19 protein-coding genes are annotated in these 21,081 nt (G+C 52.0%); 7 read left to right on the forward strand and 12 right to left on the reverse strand.

Annotation, left to right across the window (positions count from 1 at the left end):
• Positions 1-71: 71 nt before the first annotated feature.
• The 6 genes from fliK to fliF are packed head-to-tail and all read right to left on the reverse strand — an operon-like array spanning position 72 to position 6,584.
• Positions 72-1,367, reverse strand: coding sequence for a flagellar hook length control protein FliK (fliK, locus tag ACS0RQ_RS10070; protein ID WP_271849121.1), 1,296 nt, complete (start codon positions 1,365-1,367; stop codon positions 72-74).
• Positions 1,364-1,807 (reverse strand): flagellar export protein FliJ, encoded by a 444-nt coding sequence (gene fliJ / locus ACS0RQ_RS10075; protein WP_041851829.1) that lies wholly within the window; start codon positions 1,805-1,807, stop codon positions 1,364-1,366. The genes fliK and fliJ overlap by 4 nt, the downstream gene beginning before the upstream one ends.
• 21 nt (positions 1,808-1,828) lie before the next feature.
• On the reverse strand, positions 1,829-3,199 hold the full coding sequence (fliI, locus tag ACS0RQ_RS10080; RefSeq protein ID WP_041851828.1) for a flagellar protein export ATPase FliI: 1,371 nt from the start codon (positions 3,197-3,199) through the stop codon (positions 1,829-1,831).
• Entirely contained in the window at positions 3,199-3,903 is a 705-nt protein-coding gene (gene fliH / locus ACS0RQ_RS10085) for a flagellar assembly protein FliH (RefSeq protein WP_271849120.1), read from the reverse strand. The genes fliI and fliH overlap by 1 nt, the downstream gene beginning before the upstream one ends.
• On the reverse strand, positions 3,896-4,903 hold the full coding sequence (gene fliG / locus ACS0RQ_RS10090) for a flagellar motor switch protein FliG (RefSeq protein ID WP_334633504.1): 1,008 nt from the start codon (positions 4,901-4,903) through the stop codon (positions 3,896-3,898). Before fliG ends, fliH begins: the two co-directional genes overlap by 8 nt.
• Complete coding sequence (fliF, locus tag ACS0RQ_RS10095; protein WP_271849118.1) at positions 4,893-6,584, reverse strand: flagellar basal-body MS-ring/collar protein FliF; 1,692 nt, start codon at positions 6,582-6,584, stop codon at positions 4,893-4,895. The genes fliG and fliF overlap by 11 nt, the downstream gene beginning before the upstream one ends.
• A gap of 227 nt (positions 6,585-6,811) precedes the next feature.
• Here fliF and fliE point away from each other — a divergent pair, with 227 nt between their 5' ends.
• Positions 6,812-7,132: a flagellar hook-basal body complex protein FliE gene (fliE, locus tag ACS0RQ_RS10100; RefSeq protein WP_193793802.1), complete on the forward strand. Its 321-nt coding sequence runs from the start codon at positions 6,812-6,814 to the stop codon at positions 7,130-7,132.
• Positions 7,133-7,212: 80 nt separating this feature from the next.
• On the opposite strand, the gene yedF is transcribed toward fliE, so the two are convergent.
• Both yedF and yedE read right to left on the reverse strand, forming a co-directional pair.
• Entirely contained in the window at positions 7,213-7,443 is a 231-nt protein-coding gene (gene yedF, locus ACS0RQ_RS10105; RefSeq protein ID WP_334633501.1) for a sulfurtransferase-like selenium metabolism protein YedF, read from the reverse strand.
• Complete coding sequence (gene yedE / locus ACS0RQ_RS10110) at positions 7,440-8,645, reverse strand: selenium metabolism membrane protein YedE/FdhT (RefSeq protein ID WP_271849116.1); 1,206 nt, start codon at positions 8,643-8,645, stop codon at positions 7,440-7,442. The genes yedF and yedE overlap by 4 nt, the downstream gene beginning before the upstream one ends.
• Before the next feature lie 189 nt (positions 8,646-8,834).
• Here yedE and yedD point away from each other — a divergent pair, with 189 nt between their 5' ends.
• Complete coding sequence (gene yedD / locus ACS0RQ_RS10115; RefSeq protein WP_041851821.1) at positions 8,835-9,248, forward strand: lipoprotein YedD; 414 nt, start codon at positions 8,835-8,837, stop codon at positions 9,246-9,248.
• Between the two features lie 39 nt (positions 9,249-9,287).
• On the opposite strand, the gene amyA is transcribed toward yedD, so the two are convergent.
• From amyA to fliD, 4 genes are all read right to left on the reverse strand, one after another.
• Entirely contained in the window at positions 9,288-10,775 is a 1,488-nt protein-coding gene (amyA, locus tag ACS0RQ_RS10120; RefSeq protein ID WP_271849115.1) for an alpha-amylase, read from the reverse strand.
• 66 nt (positions 10,776-10,841) lie between these two features.
• Entirely contained in the window at positions 10,842-11,204 is a 363-nt protein-coding gene (gene fliT / locus ACS0RQ_RS10125) for a flagella biosynthesis regulatory protein FliT (protein WP_041851819.1), read from the reverse strand.
• Positions 11,204-11,614, reverse strand: a complete 411-nt coding sequence (gene fliS, locus ACS0RQ_RS10130) for a flagellar export chaperone FliS (protein ID WP_271849114.1) — start codon at positions 11,612-11,614, stop codon at positions 11,204-11,206. The genes fliT and fliS overlap by 1 nt, the downstream gene beginning before the upstream one ends.
• Positions 11,615-11,623: 9 nt before the next feature.
• Positions 11,624-13,060 (reverse strand): flagellar filament capping protein FliD, encoded by a 1,437-nt coding sequence (gene fliD / locus ACS0RQ_RS10135; RefSeq protein WP_041851817.1) that lies wholly within the window; start codon positions 13,058-13,060, stop codon positions 11,624-11,626.
• A 334-nt stretch (positions 13,061-13,394) separates the two neighbouring features.
• Between fliD and ACS0RQ_RS10140 the strand changes: the two genes are divergently transcribed.
• The 5 genes from ACS0RQ_RS10140 to ACS0RQ_RS10160 all read left to right on the forward strand — a co-directional run bounded on the left by ACS0RQ_RS10140 (position 13,395) and on the right by ACS0RQ_RS10160 (position 21,081).
• Positions 13,395-14,267: a flagellin N-terminal helical domain-containing protein gene (locus tag ACS0RQ_RS10140; RefSeq protein ID WP_041851816.1), complete on the forward strand. Its 873-nt coding sequence runs from the start codon at positions 13,395-13,397 to the stop codon at positions 14,265-14,267.
• 189 nt (positions 14,268-14,456) lie between these two features.
• Positions 14,457-15,149, forward strand: coding sequence for a WbqC family protein (locus ACS0RQ_RS10145; protein WP_271849113.1), 693 nt, complete (start codon positions 14,457-14,459; stop codon positions 15,147-15,149).
• A 7-nt stretch (positions 15,150-15,156) separates the two neighbouring features.
• On the forward strand, positions 15,157-16,143 hold the full coding sequence (locus ACS0RQ_RS10150) for a hypothetical protein (RefSeq protein ID WP_271849112.1): 987 nt from the start codon (positions 15,157-15,159) through the stop codon (positions 16,141-16,143).
• A 5-nt stretch (positions 16,144-16,148) separates the two neighbouring features.
• Positions 16,149-17,426: an ATP-grasp domain-containing protein gene (locus ACS0RQ_RS10155; protein ID WP_271849111.1), complete on the forward strand. Its 1,278-nt coding sequence runs from the start codon at positions 16,149-16,151 to the stop codon at positions 17,424-17,426.
• Between the two features lie 214 nt (positions 17,427-17,640).
• Positions 17,641-21,081 carry an O-linked N-acetylglucosamine transferase family protein gene (locus ACS0RQ_RS10160; protein ID WP_271849110.1) on the forward strand — a complete coding sequence of 1,147 codons (3,441 nt, stop codon included), beginning with the start codon at positions 17,641-17,643 and terminating at the stop codon, positions 21,079-21,081.

Raw genomic sequence — 21,081 nt, forward strand, 5'->3', positions numbered from 1 at the left:
GTCTGATTATCCCGTGTCCTGTCCGCGTCAAAGCGCGGAAAAGACGGAGATAATCATGCTACCTCTGGCGTTTAGGCAAAGATATCGACCGCACCATTACCACGCGCCGCCGATTGCAGGCTTGCAGGCACGATCAGCGGCTCATCCTCTTCAGCCGCCAGATTGCTGCCGCCACCGGTGCGTGAAGACTGTTGCTGCTGAGAAAAAGACTGTTGCTGCCCGGCAAAACTTTCGCTACTGATGCTGCTTTGCCCCAACTGGATGCCGTTTTCAGCCAGCGATGTCCTGAGCGTAGGCAGTGCCGCTTCCAGCGCCTGACGGACGTGGCTGTGTGGCGACACCATCTGAATTTGCGCCAGATTGTCATCAAGTTTCAGGGAGATCTGTACCTGGCCAAGATCTTCCGGGTGCAGATGCAACTCAGCGCTTTGCTGACCCTGGCGGGTAAACATGGTGACGTGCTGGCTGAGCGTCTGTTGCCATTCGCTGCTGCCTAGCGGTGCGCTCAGAACCGCAGAAGAGATCGGCGCGCTGGCTTGTGCTGATGACGCATTACTGATAACCGGTGCGATACTGGCGGTTGTGTTGATGGTCATGGTGGCGTTATCCGCATCTTGCTTCGCGGCGGGCGCCAGTGCGCTGCCAAAAATGCCTGCCTGCTGTTGTGCAGTATCGCTTCCGGCAGAGAGGGATGTTCCCTGTGCTGCGGTATTCGCGTTATCGCCTTTTTGTGCACCGGCTGCGAGGTTCGCCAGATCAACCCCGCTACGTTTTGTGGCACCCAGCGCGCTGTTGGCTGCGGTAGAAACATCGGCGGCGGATTTCGTCGGCGCCAGTTGTGCGGTTTGCTGATGCGGCAGCATAGCCATCAAAGCGCTAAGACCCGCCAACTCTTCTTCGTTTAAATCACTGCTGTCATCGTCAGCGGCCGATTTGATGGTAGTGTCAGTCGCGGTGTTCGTTTTTCCGAGCGCAGCAAGAACACTGTTTTTGGTTTCCGGCGTCAGGCCAGATAACAGCGTTTGTACCTGGGTTTTACTGTCGGTGGTCAGTGTCAGTGTATCGCCATCGGTTTTCGCCGTCTGACGGGCCAGTAAATCTGCCAGTTTCTGGGCAGGGCTCTGCGCATCGTCAGAAGACAATGCGCGTAGATTTTTCAGTGACTTACCGCTGGCGGCTTGCAGGTCAGCAAGGGTTAAGGTTGTCTTACCCTCTGCGTCAGTACCGGTTAGCGTTTTTCCACTAAGGGCGCCTGCCAGCAGGGCCAGAAAATCTTGCGCCGTATCGCCGCTGGTTTTACCGACACCCGTTTGCACACCGGAGGTTGCATCCACATCTGTCGTAAGCAATTTCTGCAAGTTGATCATTCATGTTTCCTCTGGGATGCGCGTTGTGCAAATTCATCCATTTTCTTTTGATCGAGGCGGTTTTCCGCCTGTAGTGCGGCAGCGTTTTGTCTTTCCTGCAAAGTTTGCCATGCCTGCAGTCGTTGTTTTTTCTCTCGCCAGCAATTCAGTGCGGTATCAACCTTTTCATTCCACTGCATCAGTTGCTGTCGATGCTGCTCGATGGCTTTTTCCAGCGTTTGAATAAACTGCTGATAGTTTTGCCAGCGCTGGGCTCCGATGCCCTGGCTCATATCGTTATTCAGGTTGTTGCGGTATTCGTGCTGATAATCCATCAGCATCTTTAGCTGCTCTTCCGCTTGCTGGCAACCGCGGCGCATTTCACCCAGTCTCAGGGCTGCGTCGTCAACTTCTTTCTCTGCCAAATCCTTTAGCGTCGTTAATGCGCTATTTTGCGTCATATTCGTCGCTCTCCCACTGCGTTATGCGTTCGGGAAAATGAGTTCAAGGGCTTGTATTGAATCTTCCCACCCGGCACGTTCGAAAATGCCTTGTTGTAAAAAAGCCTCAAGCTGCGGCCACAATGCGATAGCTTTATCCAGCATCGGGTCGCTGCCCCGCGCATAGGCGCCAACGCTCACCAAATCACGGTTACGCTGGAAGCTCGACAACAACTGTTTGAAATTTCTTACTCTGGCGTAATGCTTTTCCGTAATCAGGGCCGTCATCGCACGACTGATAGAAGCTTCGATGTCGATGGCAGGGTAGTGCCCCGCCTCTGCCAGTCGGCGAGACAGTACGATGTGTCCATCCAGGATGGCGCGCGCGGAGTCGGCAATAGGATCCTGCTGGTCATCCCCTTCGGTCAGGACGGTATAAAATGCGGTAATAGAACCACCGCCGCTAATACCGTTGCCTGCGCGCTCCACCAGTGCTGGTAATTTGGCAAAGACGGAAGGTGGATAACCTTTGGTGGCTGGCGGCTCGCCGATAGCCAGCGCGATTTCACGCTGGGCCATCGCATAACGCGTCAGGGAATCCATAATCAGCAACACGTGCTGACCGCGATCGCGGAAATCTTCCGCAATGCGGGTGGCGTAGGCAGCACCCTGCATACGTAATAACGGCGAGACATCCGCAGGCGCGGCGATCACAACCGAACGTGCGCGGCCATCGGCACCGAGGATATTCTCGATAAAATCTTTAACTTCACGACCACGCTCACCGATAAGCCCGACCACGATAACGTCAGCCTGGGTATAGCGGGCCATCATGCCTAACAAGACGCTCTTACCCACGCCGGAACCGGCAAACAGCCCCATACGCTGGCCGCGGCCTACCGTTAACAGGGCGTTGATGGCACGCACGCCGGTATCCAGCACATGCTCGATAGCGGTACGTTGCAGCGGGTTAAACGGTTGGGTAATCAGCGCGCCGGTTTCACCGGTATCCGGTGCGGGCATGCCATCAAGTGGTTTGCCGCCGCCGTCCAGCACACGGCCCAGGAGGGCAGGGCCCAGTGGCAATTGTTTACTGCTTTGCAAACCATCGCCAAGAATACTTTTCGCATACACGCGTGCGCCAGGCAGGATGCCTTCCACTTCTTCGAGTGGCATCAGGAACAGGCGCTGCCCGTTAAAACCGACAACTTCGCTTTCGACTTCACGGGTTTCGCCGTTCTCCTGGCGTTCAATAACACAGGTCGCACCCAGCGGCAGTTGCAGACCTGTCGCTTCCAGCACCAGACCGGTAGCACGCGTCAAACGACCATAACGACGCACGGAGGGCAGTTGTGCCATTCGGGCTTCGAAATTATCGAGCGAAGTCAGCCATCGGGTCAGACGTGCAGTCATCAGACGACTCCCGGTGCCGCAAGACGGCACAGTTCCTGCCAGCGCGTTGCCACGCTGGCGTCGAGATCGCCCTCATCCGCAGAGACTTTACAGCCGCCGGGGTGCAGGGTCGGGTCACCGCGCAGACGCCAGCCGTGCAGGCTGAGCGTTGCGCCAAGCATCTCTTCTACGCGCTGCAAATCATCCGGATGCACACGCAGTTGCGGTTTACCGCTGAACAGGGGTTCCTGTTGCAGCAGCATCTGAATCTGTTTAATCAGTGCGCCATTGTCCACGCAGGCGGCCTGGCCAATCACCTGACGCGCGGCTTCAAGCGCCATCTGCATCAGACGCGAGGCAATCACGCTGTCCAGCGCATCCAGGGTGTACTGAAATTCGCTAACCAGTTGTTGCATACGGGCATGGATAGGTGCCTGCTGCTGGCGTGCCTGGTTCATACCATTTTCGTAGCCCTGAGAGAGACCTTCCTGGTAGCCTTGCTCCTGGCCTTTTTGTCTGCCTTCCGCCAGACCTGCATTATAGCCTGCTTCATGCGCCTGCATTTGTATCTGCGCCAACTGCTGTTGACGCTTTTGCTCAGCAGATTGCTCGTCTTCGACCTCTACGCGCGGTTCATCGCTTGTGGACAGTGCCGCGATAAATTCAGGTACCGGCAAAGCAAGATCTTCTGGTGTCCAGATCTTCCACGGCAATTCATTAGACATAGGTATCCTCGCCGCTGCCAATTACCATCTCGCCGGTTTCGGCCAGACGACGAACAATAAGCAGGATGGCTTTCTGCTCGTTTTCCACCTGAGACAGACGGACCGGGCCACGGTTGGCAAGGTCGTCGCGCAGGATATCCGCCGCACGCTGGGACATGTTGCGCAGGAACTTGTCGCGCAACGGTGCTTCGGAGCCTTTGAGCGCGATAAGCAGGGATTCGGAATCCACTTCCTGCAGCAGGCGCTGGATACTGCGGTCGTCCACATCCACGAGGTTTTCGAACAGGAACATCTCGTCGATAATTTTTTGTGCCAGCTCGCCGTCGAATTCGCGAACCGCAGTAATAACCGCTTCTTCCTGCTGCGTTTTCATCAGGTTGATGATCTCCGCCGCCGTTCTCACGCCGCCCATTTTGCTGCGTTTGAGGTTCTGACCGTCGAGCAAGTTGTTGAGTACCTCGGTCAGTTCTGCCAGTGCGGCTGGCTGTACGCCGCCGAACGTAGCGATACGCAGCATCACGTCATGGCGCAGACGCTCATCAAACAGGGCGAGAATATCGGCAGCCTGGCCACGTTTGAGGTGGACGAGGATGGTGGCGATAATCTGCGGGTGCTCGTCGCGAATAAGGTCGGCGGCACTCTGTGGTTCCATAAAGTTGAGCGTTTCGATGCCACTGGTGGTATCGCGGGTTTCGAGAATATCCTCCAGCAGGCTGGCAGCGCGCTCTTCGCCGAGCGCTTTCACCAGTACCGTACGCAGGTAGTCGTTGGCATTGATGTTCAGTGCCGCGAATTGCTCTGCTTCGCCTTCAAATTCCTGCAGTACTTCCACTAGTTGCTTATTGGAAAACTGACGCATGCTGGCCATCGCGGTACTGAGATGCTGCACTTCCCGCTGGGACAGATGCTTGAACACTTCCGCTGCGCGGTCTTCCCCAATGGTCATCAGCAGAATGACGCTTTTATCGGTACCGGTAAGGCCGGTTGCATTATTGCTCATTTTCAGTACTCATCCACTGGCGAATGACCAGCGCCACAACGCGCGGATCGTTGTCTGACATTTCACGAATGCGTTGGCTCATCACCTCTGCACTCAGACGCTGATTATTACGACGCTGCTGGAGTTGCTCGTCTTTGCTCAGACGAACCTCCACGGATTCTTCAATTTCAGCACGGGCACGCTGCGCTTCCTGTATCGCCTTCGCTTCTTCCTGACGGCGAACCAGTTGCGGGCGAACCGCTTTACGCCACAGCAGCCAGGCGACAATAAGCACTAGCAGCCAGCGACCTGCATTCAACATCTGATCGATGAAGCTCTGCTGTTGCCAGAACGGAAGCTGACCACCCACATCGTCGGTTGCGTTGAACGGTGAGTTCACCACGTTCAGGGTATCGCCACGTTTTTCGGTGTAGCCCATGGCTTCGCGGGTCAGGTCTTCAATTTGCTTAAGCTGGTCTGCGCTCAGCGCTTCGGTCTTGCCATCCGGCAGGGTGCGATAGTTCACCACCACAGCAACAGAGAGACGCTCAATATCACCGACATTCATCTTGGTATGACGAATGGTGCGGTCGACTTCGTAGTTTGCCGTTTCGTTACGGGTGGTGTTGCGCGGCACCGCGTTGCTTGTGGCGGAAGTAGCCGTCTGCTGACCATTCTGATTTTGCTGACCATTCTGTTGGTTCGCAGGCGGTGTGGTGATCGGTGCAGCATTAGCCGGGGCAGGCTGATTAGACAGCGCACCCGGTACGCCGCCCGGATAGTTTCCACCAATCTGCTCGCTTTCGTTGGTCTGGCGAGAGCGCAGTACCGCCTGAGAGGCGTCGCCGTTTGGCTGGTATTGCTCTTCGGTTTGTTCTTTATTTGCAAAATCAATCTGTGCGGTAACCTGGGCATGGACGTTACCGTTACCCACGATTGGCGCGAGGATGGACTCAATACGACGCTGTACCCGGCTCTCAACATCTGCTGAGTATTTCAACTGCGCATCGTTCAGGTCACGACCGGCGGTATTAGACTGGGTTAACAGACGACCGCTCTGATCAACCACGGTCACGTTACCCGGCGGCAGGCCGGCGACGGCGCTGGAAACCAGGTGAACAATCGCCGTGATTTGACCATCGTCCATGGCGCGACCCGGTGCAAGATTGACCGTGATCGAGGCGGACGGTGATTTTTGTTCACGCACGAACAAAGACGGTTTCGGCATCGCGAGATGGACGCGCGCGCTTTTCACCGGACCGAGTGTTTCAATGGTACGAGCCAGTTCTCCTTCCAACGCACGCTGGTAGTTAACCTGCTCGCTGAACTGGCTGATGCCAAATTTTTCCTGGTCCAGCAGTTCGAAACCGACAGCGCCGCCTTTTGGCAGCCCCTGTTGTGCGAGTCGCAGACGCAGTTCATGAACTTTATCTGCCGGCACTTCAATAGCCCCACCGTTATCAGAGAAACGATAAGGGACGTTCATTTGAGTTAACTGGGTAACAATAGCCCCGCCGTCCTGGTCGGAGAGGTTGCTATAAAGGGTGCGGTAGTCCGGGCTTTTTGCCCACAGTACCATGGCGACGACAATAGCAACGGCCGCTGCCGCCGCCACCATTAATGGGATCTTGGGGTTCGCGCGTAAGCGGTTGAGCCACTCCAGAGATTTATTCTGTGGTGCAGAAGTTGCAGTCGCACTCATTGCGCACCTCGTAACTCAGGGTGGATGTTGTTATTTGAGTAGTGAAACAAAACAGACTCCCGGATCGGCAAACTCGACATTTGTCCATTAATATGGCTATGCCATTATTTGATGATTCAGAATTTTCTATGCCTCAAATAACCTGGTTTTTTATCGTTATTTACCGCCATTATCTTATTGACGAACTGGTAACCTTGTCCGTGTATCAAACCATCCGGGGATAATCCATGGCAATTCAGGGTATAGAAAGCGTTATCAGCCAACTGCAGGCAACGGCAGGTCTGGCGAAAAATCAAAGCATTGATAACGCTGACAGCGTTCAGACGGTGAGTTTTGCCGGGCAATTACATGCCGCGCTGGACCGAATCAGCGATACGCAGAACGCAGCGCGTACACAGGCTGAAAAATTCACCCTTGGCGAACCGGGCGTGGCGTTGAATGACGTAATGACCGATCTACAGAAATCATCCATTTCCCTGCAGATGGGTGTCCAGGTGCGTAACAAACTTGTGACGGCCTATCAGGACATCATGAATATGCAGGTTTAGTTTGTTTGATGACTGCCCCGTCCGGGGCAGTCCTTTTTTATCAAACCTCTTCGCTGAGCCACTTCCAGGCCGCATTTCCCCTATTTCTGAATCATATAGCGAATCGTTGGCCCATCCTGCTGGATATCCAGCACCGTATAGCCATGGTTTCGCTCATCAACGGGAATGTTATTGATTGACTGGGGGCAGTCACTGACGACTTCCAGAATCTCGCCTTTTTGTAGCTGAGGCAGTGCTTCAAGTGTCGCTACCGCCGGGTAAGGGCAGGGTTCACCGGTCATATCCAGACGGTAATCGGGTACTATATTCATGCGGTTTCCTTAATTGCCGCCCGCGATGCGCGGCGGAAAAACTGTTTTTCCCAACCAATAACAAAGAGCAGGGCGAGAAGCAGCAGGGAATAGGTCACCAGCAGGCCGCCGAGCGGACCAAAAGTTTTCAGCAGGTTCACTTTATCCCAGCTTGTGGCGAGTGCAGGGGAGATATCATCCCAGAAGTAAGCCAGCAGGGTCGAACCCATAACATTACCCAGACCGACCCACCAGTAGTGTACCTGACCTTCAACGGCACGGTACATCCAGCCAGTTTCACAGCCACCCGCCAGCACAATACCAAAACCAAACAGCAAGCCACCGAGCACGGCGTTCGGGCCTGCCCACATGATTTTGGCTTCCACACCCAGTTGTATGTAACTGAAAATACCAATCGCGCTGGCCGCCATGCCGAAAATAATGGCTTTCGCCATCAGCGTACGGCCCGTTATCCACATATCGCGGAAGGCAGAGGTGAAGCAAATTTGCGCCCGTTCAATGAGCAAACCAAAGCCAACGCCGAACAGCATGGCCAGCCCCAGCTTCGGCTGGTTCATGGCGGTCAGCAGAGCCCAGCCAATCATCCCGGCGAATATCAGCATACCCAGACGGAAGCGACGCCGCGCCTGGTCCGCGTTTTGGGTGAGTGGCGATGCCGCTGAGACTTTCTGCATTTTTACCGGAATGCGGAACATGGGAAGGAGCGTAAAGCGGGCGCCCATCCACGAACCGATGGCTGTGGCGACGGCAAAAAACCAGGCGTGCAGCGAGAACTGTGGGATGCCGGTAAAAAAGGCCGCCAGATTACAGCCCATTGCCAGACGCGCGCCAAACCCGGCGATAATCCCGCCGACGATAGCCTGGGCAATACGGATACGATGTTGCGGCAGGCGTAGCTTTACATTGTTTGCCCATAAGGCTGCGGCGAAGCAACCGCCAAACATGCCGATAATCATCATGCCGTCAATTCGGGTCAGCGGCGTGCCATCAAGATGAATGAGTTTGAAGTAACCCCACTCCTCCGTATGCACGCCCGCCAGTTGCAGGAGCTGCCCGCCCCAGCGGGTAAATTCTCCCGTAACGGCCCAGAAGGTCCCGGTAATGCCGAAATAGTAGGTGGAAAGGATCCCGGCTGCGATAACCGCCGGAACAGGTGACCAGAATTTAATCAGGAAGGTCGTTTTAATGTGTTGCCATGACATGGTATTAGCCTCTGAACTCAGAAGGAGCCAACAAAACAGGAACCGGGCGGTGCCCGGGACGCGCATATTACCTGTGTTTAATGAATGGAAACCTGTACTCAGTCAAAAATCGTGTCTGGTATGATGAAACCCTGGTGGCCGGGGACGTTTAGTGCCACACTCATTCTGTCGCGAAAAGCAGGAAAGATGATGAAAAAACAACTGATTATTGGCGCAATGCTGGCACTGAGTGGTTGCGTGCAGGTGGATGATTTTACCTCTGTGGTCAAGCATCCGGCCCCGGAAGGGCTGGCGGGTAACTGGCAGACGGTGGGACCGCAAAGCAGTCTGGTCAGTCCTGAGGCCATTGCCTCGCTGATCATTACGCCAGAAGGGGATACGCTGGATTGCCGCCAGTGGCAACGTGTGATTGCGGTACCGGGCAAGCTGATGCCCAGAGGGGATGACTGGTATAACGTGACGCAACAGCGCGATATCTATCGCCTTGAGCGCGACGGTAGCCAACTGGAGTATGACGGCATGACCTTGCGTCGGGTTGATAAGCCGACCGTCGAGTGCACGCAGGCGTTGGCAAAGAAAACGGTTATTGGCGTTAAACCCTGAACGAAGGCGCTGAGGGAGTCCTTTCGCTCAGCGCATTCATCACAGCACCTCTTCCAGTACCCAGACGCTGACACTCCCGCCATTACAGCAAAATATGCCTTCACCGTTTTCATTGGTGGTGACACTCTCCTGACGGTATCCCAGATAATCACGCCACACTTTATTGCCGTAGTTCGCACCGAGGTTCAGCGTTTTCTCGCCGTCGTCACCGTTTGACATAACGACCACACAGCCGGGATTGTCTTGCGTCCCGCTACGGCTAAAGGCAATACAGTTAGGGTGATCGAACCAGAGCGTCTGCATGCCATGGGCAAAGCGCTGGCGAGCGAGGATGAGCTGGTCCAGCTTTTCGATAACCGGCATATCGACATGGTGTTTTTCACCATCGCCGCCGGTATCTTCGTAACTTGCGCCGAACAGATCCGGGTAAAACACGGACGGCACGCCGTTTTCCCGTAGCAGGATAAGGGCATAGGCCAGGAGCTTAAACCAGGTTTCTACCGGCGCTTCCAGCGCCTGAAGCGGCTGTGTGTCATGATTGGCGACCAGCGTCACGGCGTGAAACGGGTCAGCTTCAACCAGGGTACCGTTAAAAATCTGGCTCATATCGTAGTCGCGCCCCTGTTTTGAGGCCTCATGAAAATTCATCTGCAGCGGTGCGTCAAATAACAGGGTTTTGCCATCGACCTGGTCGATATACTGCTGCAGTTTATCGACATCGTGGGACCAGTATTCGGCGACGATAAATAACGGCTCAGGCGCCACATCCTGAACATGTTCTATCCATTCTTTGTAGAACCAGGCGGGAATATGTTTCACGGCATCAAGGCGGAAACCGTCACAGTGGGTCTGGTCCATCACCCAGCGCGCCCAGTATTTGATCTCTTCGGTCACCGCATGGTTACGAAAATCGATATTCGCCCCCATCAGATAATCGAAGTTACCCATCTCGTCATCCACCTGATCGTTCCAGCCTTCGCCGGTGTAATCATTGATGATTTTAAATACGCCGTCTTCTGCCGGATTTTCGATATGGTCGATGCCGCTAAAGCATTTGAAATCCCAGATAAATTTCGAGTATTTGCCCTGGCGGGCAGGGAAGGTGTAGCGCGTCCAGGCTTCGCACTCCAGCACGGTGTCATCGATTTGTGTCCGGTCTTGCTCGTTCACACGATTGACGCGAATGGCCTCTTTTTCATCGGCGCCCATTTTATGGTTCACCACCACATCCAGAAGAACAGCAATGCCGTGGCTGTGCAGCGCGTCGATAGCGGCATGAAGCTGAGCCTTGTCGCCATATTTTGTGGCCACGGATCCTTTTTGATCAAATTCACCTAAATCAAAGAGATCATAGGTGTCATATCCCACAGAATAACCACCGGAAGCGCCTTTATACGCGGGCGGTAACCAGACCATGTTGATGCCAAGATCATTGAAGCTGGCAGCACGGGCCTTAATTTCGGGCCACAGTTTTCCGCCATCGGGGTAATACCAGTGAAAGGTCTGTAATAAAGTGGGGTTTTTCATCTTCCTTGCTCCAGAAGTCGCGTCATTGGACTTCTGGAGTATGGAAGAAAACCATAGGATTGGTGGTTACTGATTTAAATTATTTGGGAACAAGATTTTACCGGACAAATTGCCATAGGCTGAGGTCAGAGACTGTTGCTTACCCGTTTTATCAATCAGGTGGCGCAGCTCTTCCATGCGGTTATGCAACAGCACCTTGAGTTCAGCTTCGTTTGATAGCACCATACCCAGCAGCTCTTTAGCCTGCTGAGTTTGTACTTTATTGCCGGGTGAAATCGGGTTGCGAGCAATACTCTCTACAAGCTGTACGTAGTTGACTTCCTGTTCAATCAATTCATCCCATTTACCTGAATGGGCGAGATTTAGCATGGTGATGCTTAGAGCATGCAACGCATGCCAGTCGGTAAGAGATGGGATGAAGTTAGTCATCAACGCATGTCCTGATGAGTAGAAGCCGATGTGTTAATTTGTTTCCACGCATCGGCGATATTGTTCAGCAGTCCCTCTACCTCGATGATGCCTTCTACGTCGTTATGCAGGTTTGACTGTAACAAACGGCGCACCATATAGTCGTAAAGCGATGCCATATTTTGAGGGAGATCTCCCTCAACATCCATGTCCAGCCCTGCCTTGAGACCATTATCTATAATGCTGATAGCATGTGAAAGCGCCTGGCCTTTAGACACCAAATCCCCTTGTTCGAGGAACAGTCGTGCCCTGACAAGGGCACTGTGTGCCCCGTCAAAAAGCATGACAATAAGTTGATGTGGGCTTGCGCTCATTACTGCGCTTTCCAGCCCAACTTTTTGGTAAGAATTAGCACCACTTTGGCTATACATATCAAATCCTTAACTGCGGGAAGAACTAAACTGCTGCGTTAAGTAAGTTGCGGTACTGTTTAACTTACTCACCAGCGTGTCGAGCGCAGTGAACTGAGACTTGTAACGCGCCATGGTTGCTTCAATCGTTGCTTCCATATCGGTATAACGCTGATCCAGAGTCTTAATGGTCTTGTTAATACCGTCTTGCGCGTTCTGGATAACGCCCGTTTTACCTGTCGCGGTGCTCAGCATCGTCGTCAGGGTATTGTTCATTTTGGTCGCTAAACCGGTCTTAGTACCGTCACCAATAAAATAGGCCTGAACCGCTTCCGGGTTATCCGTTAACGCTTTCGATAACTTCGTTGAGTCCACGGTTAATGTGCCGGTTGAACCATCGGAACCGGTTACCGGGTTTTGGGTAATCCCAAGCTGAGCCAGAATTTTGTAATTCCCGCCCTGGCTTTGTACATCTGTCAGCAGCGAACGCAGTTGAGACTGAATCGAACGAACGTTCGAGTCGCCCAATAGCGCACCGTTACTGGAGGACTGGCTATCAGCACCTGCATCCACAGCAACATATTTCGTCACGCTGGCGATAGTGGATTGCAGCGAGTTATAGGCGGTAACCCAGTTATTAATTGCCGTGGTGTTCGCATCTGTTGCACGGCCAATACTTAACGTTTCATCTGCCGTACTTTTTGACTTGAGCGTCAGCGTCACGCCTGGCAATGCATCAGTAATGGTGTTGCTTGCACGTTCGATCGCAACATTATTGATGGACACCTTCGCATTCTGTGAGGCTGTCTGCACGGCAAGTGCACTACTTGTACTGTCATGACCAATCTTCTGCTGCAGGGTATCATCGCCCGTTACAGTGACCGTCATGTCGTAATCGGTACCGGTCGATTTTGAGGTCAGCATCAGGCGGTAGTCGCCATCCGTTGCCTTCATTACGGTCGCGCTGACGTTGCCGCCCGCTTTGTTGATCGCATTAGCGATACCGGTTAATGAAGTATCAGAATCTGCTAATTTTACCGTCAGCGGCGTTTTTGTCCCCGCCTGGGTAATGGTAATGGTACGCGTGTTGTCAGTTGTCGTTCCGCCAAGCTGCGTAGTGTTGCTGGCAATACTGGAGGACATCAGTACTTGCGCTTTCGCAACCTGAGTTACGTTAACAGTATAATTCCCGACGGTTGCATCACTGGTCGTGGCCGCAGAGAATGAGGTGTTCGTACTATTAACGGTTGTTGAGTTCCATGTAGCTGCTTTACCCAACGCCGCTGTCGCGGTTTGTAGGCTGGTTAAGGCACTTTGCAACTTACCATACGCACTTAATTGAGCGGTATATGTGGTCTTCTGGTTGGTAATCGTTGTCAGCTTGGTGTTTTCAGCTGCTTCCAGGTTGTTGTACAACGTGGTTAGATCCAGACCGGAACCTACACCAAGGTTACTAATAGAAGCCATGTCTGTTTTCCTTTGCGTCTTGTGTGTAACTTGACTCTCTATCGGCAACCCGAGAAAAAAGTTTACACATCGTATGAAAAAATAATCGACAGAAAAGCGGGAGCAGTTGGTGGTAAATAAGAGGATTGTAGAAGACAAAAATCGCTATGAACAGGTGATTTTTTAAGCAAAAAAGACGCTTTAAGAAATTTAAATCATTTAAAAACAATAAGATAAAAGTTTTTATCGATTATTTCTAAAGTCCTTCGAAGATGCGCCGATACCCTTGTTGACGGTGAGAGACGCCGTAAGTGTTAGGCACCGACCCTAAATCAATTTTTGAAGGAAAGTAATTATGGCAGTTATCAATACTAACCTGTTGTCACTGACTACTCAGAACAACCTGAACAAATCTCAGTCTGCGCTGGGCACTGCTATTGAGCGTCTGTCCTCCGGTCTGCGTATCAACAGCGCTAAAGATGATGCCGCTGGTCAGGCAATCTCCAACCGTTTCACTGCAAACATCAAAGGCCTGACTCAGGCTTCTCGTAACGCGAACGACGGTATTTCTATCGCTCAGACTGCCGAAGGTTCTCTGAACGAAATCAACAACAACTTGCAGCGTATCCGTGAGCTGGCAGTTCAGGCTCAGAACGGTACCAACTCCGGTTCCGACATCGACTCCATCCAGTCTGAAGTTAACCAACGTCTGGACGAGATCAACCGTGTTGCAAGCCAGAGCCAGTTCAACGGTATCAAAATCCTGGCTGGTTCTAACTCTGCAACCACTATCTCTATCCAGGTTGGCTCTAAAGATGGCGAGAAAATCGACATCACCATCTCTGGCAACAGCGGCTGGAACAAATACAGCGCAACTGGTACCACCGGTGTTACCACTGGTCTGGCTACTGGTGAAACTCGTAGCGTTCAGACTAAAGGCTTCGACGTTCTGGCAACCAACGTACTGTCTTCTATCGACGATGCACTGAAAGCTGTTGATACTCAGCGTTCTTCTCTGGGTGCGATTCAGAACCGTTTCGACTCTACTATCTCCAACCTGAACAACACCGTGACTAACCTGTCCGCAGCACAGTCCCGTATTCAGGATGCTGACTACGCGACCGAAGTGTCCAACATGAGCCGTGCGCAGATTCTGCAACAGGCAGGTACTTCTGTACTGGCTCAGGCGAACCAGGTTCCGCAGTCTGTACTGTCCCTGCTGCGTTAATAATACGCTTCAACGTGACATTGAAAACCAACCCTTCGGGGTTGGTTTTTTTTTGCCCTCACACCGGCTAATTTCATAAACAGAATGTCGATCCTCCGCCTTTTTGCTCTATGGTGAAAACAGCGCAATGTTACGATAATTTTTCTTTCGCGCGCTGGTGGTAATACTGAGGATAAAGGGAGAAGGAAGATGAATGTTGCCATAATGCAGCCCTATTTTTTTCCATGGATAGGGTACTTCCAACTTATCTATCAGTCAGATGTCTTCGTGCTCTACGACGATGCCAACTTTATTAAGCAGGGATATATCAATCGCAACAGCATTCTTGTTGATGGACAGGCACAGAGATTTACGTTACCTGTACCCTCAGCTTCATCATTTAAGCGAATTGGTGAACTGACGTTCTCTTTGCAGGTTGAGAAAATCGCACGGACCCTTGAGCAGAGTTATCGCAAAGCGCCTTTTTTTCCTGACGTCATGCCGCTGGTGGAAAGCGCATTATGGAATGAGGATCGCGATATTACCGCGTGCTGCCACGTCGCGATTAACGGAGTATCACGTTACCTTGGACTGGAGCAAAATATAGTCCGATCCTCCAGCCTGACTTATGATCGCAATGAAAATGCTGAGAACAAGGTGATCGGTATTTGCAAAGCGCTGGATGGCGACAGGTATGTAAACAGCACCGGGGGACGGCATCTGTATAATGCAAAAACTTTTGCTGAACACGGTATCAGGCTGCAATTTTTGCAGGCAAAAAATACCGCGTATTTACAAGGCGCGCACGATTTCGTGCCTTATCTGTCGATGATTGATGTTTTGATGCACTGTGAGCCTGAGCAGGTGAGGCAGGCGTTAAAGAATTTTAGCTACGTTGACTGAATTCAGAATGGCAAATAAAACATTCGGTGGTTACTTCCCGTTAGAATTACCGCCTGCCGGTGCGCATTATTATCCACACGCCAGAGCATACCGTTCTGCGCGCAGTGCCCTTTATCATTTTTTAGCCTGCGTGCGGCCGCAACGCCTCTGGTTACCCAGACTGATATGCCAAAGTGTTATTGATGCCGTCGTTGCCGCAAAGGTAGAAATTGTCTGGTACAGACTTACAGACGATTATCTGCCATTGTTATCTTTGCCGTTTGAAAAAGCAGATTGCCTTCTTTATGTCGATTATTTGGGGCAGGGCGGGGAGCAGAAAGAAAAACTTTCGCGAATGATCCCCGCGCAACGGATCATCTTCGATCACTCTCAGGCATTTTATCAGCAGCACTATCCGGCACTGGCCAATCTCTATTCACCACGCAAATTTTTTGGCGTCGCCGATGGCGGATTTCTGCAGACGCAGACTGATTTACCGCTCCCTGAGAGTCAGGATCGAGAATCGCTCCATCATTCTGCACATCTTTTAGTGCAACATGAGCATGGCACCTCTGCCGGTTATGCTGATTTTCAGCAGTCGGAGTCTGCGCTTAATTCCATCACTGCCATGAAAATGTCAGCATTGACGGAACGGATCTTGCGTTCGGTCGATTACGAACGTATCAGGGCGGTCCGTGAGCGGAATTATGCTCTGCTAAGTGAATCACTTGGCTCGCTCAATGCATTTCGCTTTTCAACGGTTCCTGTCCCGGGACCCTTTTGTTACCCATTTTTCTACCCGGCGCGCCCATTACATCAGCCGCTCATTGCCCGTGGTGTGTTTGTTGCGACCTACTGGCGTGAAGTCCTTGAACGTGTTGAGCCAGATAGCGTCGAGGCGAAGTTTGTCAATTACATGATCCCCTTGCCGTGCGACCAGCGCTATAGCGAAGACGACATTCAGCAGCTTAGCGAGATTGTCAGGTCTGTGGTTACGGATGAGGCTGAGGAGTAAAAATAATGAAAAAACTCAATGTGCTCGTTTTTCCCTGTGGATCGGAAAACGCAGGAGAGATCGCGCAATCGCTTCGTTATTCGCTCCATATTAACCGGCTGATTGGCGCATCAAGCTGCGAGGATCATGGGCGTTTTCATTTCACGGATTATATAGGTGATATTCCCTATATCAATGCAGCGGAATTCGATGCTCATTTCAGAGACTTGCTGGTGACCCACGACATTGACGTGATTTTTGCTACCCACGATACGGTATGCGAAAAATTGTCTGAGATGGGCGATTTATCCGGGTGTTATCTCGTTAATGGCGATCGGGAAACCACGCGAATTGCTCGCCGTAAAAGCCTGACATACCAACGTTTTGCTGGCGCAAACTGGGTTCCGCATGTCTACGCTATGGGCGAAACGCCAATAAGCTGGCCGGTTATCGTAAAACCCGACTGTGGGCAGGGGGGAAATGGCATTGCACTTGTGGAGAATGAGGAGCAACTCACGCAAACTCTTGCCCACAGTGATATGCCCGTGGTTGTTGAATATCTGCCTGGCCGGGAACTGACGGTGGATTGTTTTACCAACCGGCGCGGCGAACTTGTCTGGGCGGGGCCGCGTACACGTGAACGGGTGAGGGCAGGTATCACGATGCGCTCGCAAAGTGTCCCCCTGAACGATGAGATTGCTGCTATCGCCAGCGAAATTAATGCCGGGTTGACCTTACGAGGGCCCTGGTTTTTCCAGCTAAAACAAGATCGTGACCAACGCTGGAAATTACTTGAAGTGTCATGCCGCGTCGCCGGAACCATGGTTGCTCAACGCGCTCGGGGTGTTAATTTACCGCTTATGGCGTTACATGATTTTATGGGGAGGGATGTGGTTCCGCTGGTGACGCCGCACGTGACGCTCATTGAACGATCGATCCGCACTCGCGCGGCAACGACGTTGTCATACCAACGCGTCTATGTCGATCTGGACGATACGCTAATTATTCGTCAGCAACCTAACCCTGTTGTTCTGGCTTTTTTATATCAAAGCCGCGCCCGTGGTAAATCATTGCATTTAATCACCCGCCACGAGAAAAAACCGCTTGAGACATTAAATCAGGCGGCGATTTCACCGCTGTTATTTGATGAAATCATTCATTTGCAAGACACAGCCAAAAAATCAGCCCATATAAAAGGGCCCGCTATTTTCATTGATAACTATTTTCCAGAGCGACTGGATGTTGCACAACTTGATGACGTGCTGGTATTGGATGTCGATGCCGTCGATTTTTATCTGGAGTAATGGAATTATATTTTCAGAAAATATCTTATCCAGTTGATTTTAAATTATAATTTTTCTTCGCAATCTTAAGTGGCGCGGCGTATTGGTTGCGCCCCTTTGCCTCGCTTTTTGATAGATAGAATTACCCCTATTATTGACGTTTACTCTGCCAATGGACACCACAGCGCGCTGGTAGGATGAGGAAAATGGTTTCCAAACTGTAAAGGATAGCGCTGTGTTCTCTTTAGATTTACCGCAAAATTTCAATTTAGCGTCAGTCAGTTCCGCTATACCTAAGTCGAACACTGTTGCTCCTTATCTCAGCGCAACACGTATTCAGGCTAGCGCCTGGTTGTATGGTATTGACGGCGCTGCGCCAGACCACGCACGTATCCTTGATATTGGTTGCGGTGATGCTTCGCATCTTATGCCCTTTGCTCTCGCCTATCCGCAGGCCGAAATTATCGGTATCGACCTGTCACCGGAGAAAATTGATGCCGGGCAGTTGCAGTTCAAATTAGCGGGCATTAAGAACACACAACTGTTTTGCGCTGACCTTGAAAATTTGCTGGCAGGTCTTGGCGTTCAGTTTGATTACATCATTATCCACAATATTTTCTCGCTGCTGGATAGCCAGACACGTGAAGCGCTCTTCGCTTTTTGCCAACAGCATCTTACGGCTCAGGGTGTGGTCGCGACCGAGTGGCTTACCCAGCCTGGTGCGGGTGTCAGCCAGATTATTCAGGACGCAATTGCCCTGCACACGCGCGACGCCAACAGTGACGAACTGCGTTTAAGCAGTGCCCGTGCAGCATTAACCTGGCTTTCGTTGGGGATGAGTCAACACCCGGCTCGCGAAGCGCTGCAAGAGTTAATCCGTGAAGCCGAAGCGATGGATGATGAAACCTTCGCTTTGCGTTATTTACACGGCATGAACAATGCCAGCTACTTTGTTGATTTCCATGACAGCGTTACACGTTCCGGGCTGCGCTATGTTGGCGATCTCTTTCCCTGGAAGGAGTGTCCGGCGCATTACGGCGACAAAGTGGCGGAGCTTTCAGAGGCTGTCTGTCCTCACCAGGATAAATTGCTGGTTCAGCAATATCTCGATTTCTCTGTGAACCGCCGTTCGCGCTTTAGCTTGCTCACAGCCGCTGAGCCATCACAGGTTATTTCCGCCCAGCCCGATCTTGCCCGTTTGCAGGATTTCCACTGGGCGGCGAGTTTCCATCGCGAAATTGATGGCAACGGTAAGATTTATAATCGCCTGCGTTCTGAATCCGGCGCCTTTATTGCGACCGATGATGTAGTTACGTTGTCCGTGCTGGATGCGTTGGGGGAGGCCTGGCCGCTTAGCATGAGCTTTGAGCAACTGGCCTTCCATACACATTCCCCGGAAGCCGATAAAGCAGAGCATGAAGAGAAGCTCCTGTTATCTTTGGGCGCATTGTTCATGCAGGGCGCAGCAGGATTATATTTCCAGCGCGTCCCTTCTGTTTACAATCAACAAAAAACGCCGCGTTTGACCACCATCTTTGGCCAGGCTTTCCAGCAATTAAAATCGGGCTTTAACTTCTGGAACGAAGCCATCGAACTGACCGCGCAGGAAGTGTCGGTGCTGGAAAAAGATAATCTGACCTTCGCTGACGTTAAGCTGGTAGACGGTTTGCGTCGCAAAGGGGTTTTGACGGGTAGCGTTGCCAGTTGGATTGCGCATTATCAGTCGTTAATCAAAGTTGCTACGCTGCCAGAAATGGCGGGTACGATCCTGCCGCTCATTCTTTTCTCCAGCGCGCCGCAGAATGGGGGCTTTGAAGGGGCAAGTCTGCGTGCGGATATTATCCCGCTTGATAAAAAGAACATGCAGCCAGTCGACCATAAAACTGTCGATCGCCTCGATTCGCTTATTCTCAACAGTGAGTTTGATAAAGCGAGAGAACTGGCGCTGGACGTGGTCAGTAAGATGGAGGCGAATCCGAATGCATGGCTGGAACTTTCACGCGTATACAGCCGCACTTCTGAATACGGTAAAGCGATTGGCGCCATTAACCGTACGCTGAGTATTACCGCTGTAAGCTGGGACATCTATTTCGAGCTGGCAGTGGCGCTGTGGCATTTGCAGCAAGACTGGCTGACCGGTCGCGTAGTGCGCGCCATCCTGCGTGCAGACCCGCGTAATGCACTTGCCTGGGATGCGCTGGGGCGCCTCTATTCTGATTATGAAGCCGTGGCCAGTGCTGAATATTGCTATAAAAAAGCGTTATCCATTACGCCAAATAATGCGGGCATGGTCTCTAACCTCGCCGTGTTAGTGGCAGAAAACCTGCGGGTAGAAGAGTCTATCAGCTTACTTCGCCAGGCCATTAAACTCATGCCTTCCGACCAGGGCAATCACAGCCGTTTGAATTTTGCACTGTCCCACAGCGCGAATATAGAGCCAGCCGCGCTGTTCGAGGAGCACCGCGTATACGGTCGGCTGACAGAGAAATGGGCTAAAGAACAGAAAACTCACTTTAAGTGGGCAGGCAGTAAAGATCCGAAACGTCCACTGCGGATTGGGTTCGTGTCCGGCGATCTTTGCCATCACCCGGTCACCTGGTTCCTTAAACCCTACTGGGCGAATTTCAACCGTGAACAGTATGAGTTGTACGTCTACAACACCTCGCCAATTTATGACGATGTGAGCGAGTATTTCGAGAAAACGTCAACGAAATGGCGCAATGTCTTCACGAAGAGTGCGCTGGAGCTTGCCCGCATCGTTCATGAAGATGCCGTGGATATTCTTATCGATCTCTCCGGCCATACCGGCTACAACCGGCTTGCGACCTTTGCGCTGAAACCGGCACCGGTGGCGCTTGGCTGGATTGGGTATCCCTGCACGTCCGGCCTCAACGCCATGGATTATCATATTTGCGGTACCGGGATGGCGAAACCCGGAGAGCTTGACGATCAGTTCACTGAAAAACTGATCTTTATGCCAATGCCGGTTCAGTATGAGCCGCCGAAAAACGTGCCGGATGTGAATCCATTGCCAGCCCTTTCCAATGGCGTATTTACCTTCGGTAGCCTTAACCGCCCGAAAAAAATCAGCGACGGTGTGGTAAACACATGGGCCAAAATACTGACGGCTGCGCCGAATGCCAGAATGTTAATTGGTTACATGCCCTCAGAAGAGGTTTCCGCACGCCTGCGTGAGAAATTTGAAGCGCTGGGGGTCAAACCCGAACAGCTTATTTTCCGTGCAAAAACGCATTTTGCAGAATATATGCGCATGCACCTTGAGATAGATCTCATGCTTGATACTTTCCCGTACGACGGCGGCACGACCAGTAATAACGCCGTCTGGATGGGGGTACCGATGCTCACCCTGAGCGGAAGAACCATGGCCGGTCGTCAGGGTAATGAGATCATAAAAGCCTATCAGCTCGAACAATTCCTTGTGAAAGACGAGGAAGCCTATATTGAGCATGCTCTTGCATGGATAGACAAAAAAGAAGAGTTGAATGCCATCCGTCTAAACATGCGTGAACGTTTTGTGCAGCGGAAAAACGAGGTTGTCGATCCTTCGAGAACCTTTGAAAAATTGCTCCGTACCATCTGGCAGAATTATTGCGATGGTAAGAAGCCGCAAAGTTTTGTCCTCGATATCAGTGATATCGAGACGAGCCAGGAGTAA

The sequence above is a fragment of the Phytobacter diazotrophicus genome, assembly GCF_052061655.1.
Lineage (GTDB): Bacteria > Pseudomonadota > Gammaproteobacteria > Enterobacterales > Enterobacteriaceae > Phytobacter > Phytobacter diazotrophicus.